Here is a 4948-nt window from a genome sequence, read left to right as displayed (position 1 = left end):
AGAGAGGTCCTACGCGGCGAGGTGCGCGAAGAGGAACCAGCGGTCCTTGTCGAGGCCGCGCTTGATCTCGATCGCGACGTCCTGGCTCGACATGTCGATCTCGTCGAGGCCCTCGATCGCCGCCTCGATGTCGACCAGAACGGCGTCGATGTCGGCGATGACGGCGCGGATCACGACGTCCGACGGCGCGAAGCCGGCGGGAACCTCGGTGGCCTTCGCCTTGGCCGCAACGGTCGACAGGCGGGAGTCGATCGGGAGCCCCAGGGCGACGATGCGCTCAGCGGCCAGGTCGGCCCAGTCCTGCGCGTGTGCGACGACGGAGTCGAGGAGCTCGTGCACGCCGATGAAGTTCGAGCCGCGGACGTGCCAGTGCGCCTGCTTGCCGTTGACGACGAGGGCCTCGAGGCCGATGACGACGGGGGAGAGGAACTGGGCGGTGCCGGCGGCCATCGTGGGGTCGACGGTGGTGGCGGCGGGGGTCTGAACGGTGCTCATTTTCTGCTCCTTCTCGCAGCGAACGAAGTCTGATGGATGTAACGCTACTCACGCAGGAGCATTCCGCAAGCAAGTTGAGGCTCGGCTAAATACCTGATGAATAGGCAATCCTCACCTCACTCGTCGCGTCGTCTGCGCCCGTCGACGCGCTCGTGTGAGGATCGGCACATGCCGCACAACACCCCGCGCACCGAGGCGTACGGAGATCATCCCGACCAATGGGTACGGATCGTCGGCGACGCCTCCGCTGAGCTCGTCTTCTGCTTCGTCCACGGAGGGTACTGGCGCCCGCGTTACACGGCTGAGCTGATGGAGCCGCTCGTCGAGCGCATCGCCCGCGGCGAGGGTGGCGTGGCCGCGATGAACATCGAGTACCGACGCGAGCGCGACATCGTCGCCATGCAGAGCGATGTGCGTACAGCGCTGCGGCGTGCCCGCCAGATCTTTCCCGACGCCGTTCGCGTGGTGGTCGGACATTCGGCCGGCGGCCACCTCGCCCTGGTGTGCGCTGACGAGGCCGAGCTCATCGTGGCGCTGGCCCCGGTGACCGATCTCGTCGGAGGGTACGCCGCCCGTATCGGCTCCGACGCGGTCGCCGAGCTCATGGGGACGTCCCCCTCGGAGAGACCCGCCGCTTACGACGCCGCGGCCCCTCGGCCCTCGCGGGTGCCGACACTCGTCGTGCACGGCGCCGACGACGACCGCGTTCCCGTGAGCCACGGTCGCGATTTCGCGCAACGCGCCCGCGAGACCGACGCTCCCGTCGACCTCTTCGAGTACGCGCACCTCGACCACATGCTGCTCATCGACCCGGCGGGGCCCCACTGGCCGGCCATCGAGGGCTGGGTGCGCAGCCGACGGCACGACCGACGAAAGGAAGCTTCATGACCATCGCCCCGGATGCTTCGATCCTCGCGCTCCCCGACGCGACACCCGACATCAGCGACGACGCTTTCGTGGCGTCCGGCGCTCGAGTGATCGGGGATGTCGTCCTGGGGCCAGGGGCGAGCGTCTGGTACAACGCCGTCTTGCGCGGGGACGGCGCCGCGATCGTCGTGGGGGCGCGGTCGAACGTGCAGGACAACGTTTCGATCCACGTCGACAGCGGACGCCCGGTCAGGATCGGAGCTGACGTGTCGATCGGGCACAACGCGGTCGTCCACGGCTGCACGATCGGCGACGGCTCCCTCATCGGGATGGGGAGCGTGATCCTCTCGGGTGCCGAGATCGGGCCGGGATGCCTCGTCGCCGGGGGAGCGGTGGTGCTGGAGGGGATGGTGATTCCGGCCGGGTCGCTGGTCGCCGGCGTCCCCGCGAAGGTGCGGCGAGCCCTGACCGAGGAGGAGCGAGAGAAGATCCGGCGCAACGCGGAGACGTACCTCGGGCACGCTGCGCGGCATGCCGACGCGCGAACCGTCGAGGAACGGATCGAGTGGGAGGACTGACGAGCGCTCGTGAGGGCGACACCGGCGAATCCGGCGCGTCGGTTGAAGCGTGCTCCTGACGCCGGGCAGGCTGGGAGCTTCGCCCGCAGACAGGAGATCCATGATCATCGCCATCAGCACCGCCCTTCCGCTTCTCGCCGCCGGTCTCCTGATCCTGTGGACCGCGTACCGTGCCTCCCGACGGACACTGCCGATGAACTTCTGGATCGGGGTTCGCACGTCGACGACCGTGCGCTCGGACGAGGCCTGGACCGTCGGACATGCCGCCGCGGCGACATCGTTCTCGGTCGGTGGCATCGGGCTGATCCTCGCGGCGGCTGCCGCGGTGTTCGCGGGAGAAGAGTTCGCGATCTACGCCGCACTAGCAGGGTGCGCGTGGATCGTGCTGTGGATGATCATCGCCGCGGGCGTGGCCAACAGAGCTGCGGGGCAGGTGGCCCAGGAGCTGTGACCAAGCCTGAAGGGGCGACGGCGCGGGGAGCTGCCCCGTGGCGTGACGCCGGTACTTTTGCGGTGTGGACGCCATCGACCAGGAATCGAGCGGGACGGTGTCGCTGGGCACGGAGTGGGCGACCGCGGAGGACTACTCGCGGGATCTGACCAGCCGGTCGGGTGGGCGGGTCCGGCAGACCCGCTCCTCAGTCGAATTCTTGGACTGGACGATCGATGAGCGCCGTCTTCGTTCGCTGCTGCGCCTTCCCTCGGGGCGGGTTCCCGACGAACGTACGCGGATGCTCGCGGGGCAGCAGGGGCACCCGTGGGCGTATACGAGCCTCCTCGCCCTTCTCGAGGATCGGGGCGAAACCGGAGACAGCCGGGTCCGTTACGACACGGGCCGAACCGCCATCCTCTACTGCCCTCAGTGCGAGGACCTCGGTTGCCCGGCAGTCACCGCGCACATCGAGTTCGACGAATCCACGGTCCGATGGCGACAGCTGGGTTATGAGACCGAATTCACGGAGTCACTGACGTTCGAGACTTTCGATCGGATCGACGTGACGTTCGACCGAATTCAGTACGAAGCCACGATCCGAGAGCTTCTCTCGGTCTGGGGTCCCGACAGGTGAGACGTCCGGTGATATGGAGGGGATGACGGGAATCGAACCCGCACCATCAGTTTGGAAGACTGAGGCTCTACCATTGAGCTACATCCCCGCGGCGGCGAACCGCAGCGTCGTCCACTCTACTTCACGAGCGGGCGTGCCATGAACACCGCGTCGTTCCCGCATCGTTCCCGTGTCGTCCCGGACGGCGGGAAACTCCGGATGCCAGGGTCGACAGCCCCCGCGACCTGATCGTCTAGACTCTCAGGGGTCGTTTCGTCGAACGCGCACTGCGCGTCGCCCCGGGGCGTAGCTCAGCTTGGTAGAGCGCCCGCTTTGGGAGCGGGAGGCCGCAGGTTCAAATCCTGTCGCCCCGACGTGACGGCCCCCAGACCACAGGCCTAGCCGGCCCCCGCGTGCGCGCGGGCCACACAAGGAGAACACACCGCATGGTCAACAGCACCGTCGAGAAGCTCAGCCCGACCCGGGTCAAGCTCCACATCACGGTCTCGCCCGACGAGCTCAAGCCGAGCATCGCGCACGCGTACGAGCACATCGCCCGCGACGTGCAGATCCCCGGCTTCCGCAAGGGCAAGGTCCCCGCGCCCATCATCGACCAGCGCATGGGCCGTGGCGCCGTCATCGAGCATGCCGTCAACGAGGGTCTCGACGGGTTCTACCGCGAGGCTGTCGAGGCGCAGGAGCTGCGTGTCATCGGCCGTCCCAACGCCGAGATCGTCGAGCTCCCCGACCTCAAGGACTTCTCGGGTGACCTGGTCGTCGACGTCGAGGTCGACGTCCGCCCCGAGTTCGACCTTCCCGCTTACGACAGCATCACCGTGACCGTCGACGCCGTCGAGGCCGACGAAGCGGGGATCGACGCCGAACTCGACCGCCTGCGCGCGCGCTTCGGCACGCTCGTGACGGTCGACCGTCCCGCCGCGAAGGGCGACTTCGTCGAGCTCGACCTCGTCGCCACGATCGACGGCACCGAGATCGACCGCGCCGAGGGCGTGTCGTACGAGGTCGGCTCCGGCGAGCTGCTCGAGGGCATCGACGAGGCCATCGACTCGCTCACCGCCGACGAGGAGACCACGTTCCGCTCGAAGCTCGTCGGTGGCGACCACGCCGGCGAAGAGGCCGAGGTCTCGGTCAAGATCACGGCCGTCAAGGAGCGCGAGCTCCCCGAGGCCGACGACGACTTCGCGCAGATGGCATCCGAGTTCGACACCATCGCCGAGCTCCGCGAGTCGCTCAGCGAGCGCGTCTCGCAGCAGGCCGTGTTCACGCAGGGCTCCGCCGCGCGCGACAAGTTCATCGACGCCCTCCTCGAGGCCGTCGAGATCCCCGTCCCGCCGCAGCTCATCGAGGACGAGGTGCACAATCACCTCGAGGGCGAGAACCGTCTCGAGGACGACGTCCACCGCGCCGAGGTCACCGAGGCGAGCGAGAAGCAGTTCCGCACGCAGATGGTGCTCGACAAGATCGCCGAAGACGCCGACGTGCAGGTGTCGCAGGACGAGCTGACCCAGTACCTCATCCAGTCGGCCGCGCAGTACAACATGGCGCCGCAGGACTTCGTGAACGCGCTGCAGCAGGGCAACCAGCTCCCCGCGCTCGTCGGCGAGGTCGCCCGCAACAAGGCGCTCGCGATCGCGCTCGGCAAGGTCACCGTCGTCGACACCAACGGCAAGCCCGTCGACCTGACCGGATTCGTCGCGGTCGAGGGTGAAGAGGCTGCCGCGGAGGACGAGGTCGTCGAAGAGGCTCAGGAGATCGCGGATGCCGCGGCCGACGCCGACGCCGTCATCGACGCCGAAGAGGCCCCCGCCAAGGCTCCGGCCAAGAAGCGCGCCCCGGCGAAGAAGAAGGCCGACGACGCGCCCGCCGCTGACGAGGCCCCGGCCGACGAAGCGCCCGAGAAGGCTCCGGCCAAGAAGCGCGCCCCCGCGAAGAAGAAGGCCG

At 68.3% G+C, this 4948-nt stretch carries 6 protein-coding genes and 2 tRNA genes; 6 read left to right on the top strand and 2 right to left on the bottom strand.

The window, feature by feature from the left end:
• Positions 1–9: 9 nt before the first annotated feature.
• A complete protein-coding gene (locus P2P98_RS07575; RefSeq protein WP_058596062.1) occupies positions 10–495 on the bottom strand; it encodes a DNA starvation/stationary phase protection protein in 486 nt (161 codons plus the stop codon).
• A gap of 168 nt (positions 496–663) precedes the next feature.
• On the opposite strand from P2P98_RS07575, the gene P2P98_RS07570 reads away from it, so the two are divergent.
• The 4 genes from P2P98_RS07570 to P2P98_RS07555 all read left to right on the top strand — a co-directional run bounded on the left by P2P98_RS07570 (position 664) and on the right by P2P98_RS07555 (position 3007).
• Positions 664–1383 carry a prolyl oligopeptidase family serine peptidase gene (locus P2P98_RS07570; RefSeq protein ID WP_275798670.1) on the top strand — a complete coding sequence of 240 codons (720 nt, stop codon included), beginning with the start codon at positions 664–666 and terminating at the stop codon, positions 1381–1383.
• On the top strand, positions 1380–1940 hold the full coding sequence (locus P2P98_RS07565; RefSeq protein WP_275798667.1) for a gamma carbonic anhydrase family protein: 561 nt from the start codon (positions 1380–1382) through the stop codon (positions 1938–1940). The genes P2P98_RS07570 and P2P98_RS07565 overlap by 4 nt, the downstream gene beginning before the upstream one ends.
• Positions 1941–2040: 100 nt before the next feature.
• Positions 2041–2391 carry an SdpI family protein gene (locus tag P2P98_RS07560; protein WP_275798665.1) on the top strand — a complete coding sequence of 117 codons (351 nt, stop codon included), beginning with the start codon at positions 2041–2043 and terminating at the stop codon, positions 2389–2391.
• 64 nt (positions 2392–2455) lie between these two features.
• A complete protein-coding gene (locus P2P98_RS07555; protein ID WP_275798663.1) occupies positions 2456–3007 on the top strand; it encodes a hypothetical protein in 552 nt (183 codons plus the stop codon).
• Between the two features lie 14 nt (positions 3008–3021).
• Here the strand turns inward: P2P98_RS07555 and P2P98_RS07550 are convergent.
• Positions 3022–3095: transfer RNA gene (locus P2P98_RS07550), tRNA-Gly, on the bottom strand.
• Positions 3096–3286: 191 nt separating this feature from the next.
• On the opposite strand from P2P98_RS07550, the gene P2P98_RS07545 reads away from it, so the two are divergent.
• Both P2P98_RS07545 and tig read left to right on the top strand, forming a co-directional pair.
• A tRNA-Pro gene (locus P2P98_RS07545) sits at positions 3287–3360 on the top strand.
• A gap of 72 nt (positions 3361–3432) precedes the next feature.
• On the top strand, positions 3433–4948 hold a 1516-nt coding region (tig, locus tag P2P98_RS07540; RefSeq protein WP_275798661.1), incomplete at its 3' end, for a trigger factor.

The sequence above is a fragment of the Microbacterium sp. Kw_RZR3 genome (assembly GCF_029222405.1).
Lineage (GTDB): Bacteria > Actinomycetota > Actinomycetes > Actinomycetales > Microbacteriaceae > Microbacterium.
This window is presented reverse-complemented; position numbering and strand designations above follow the sequence as displayed.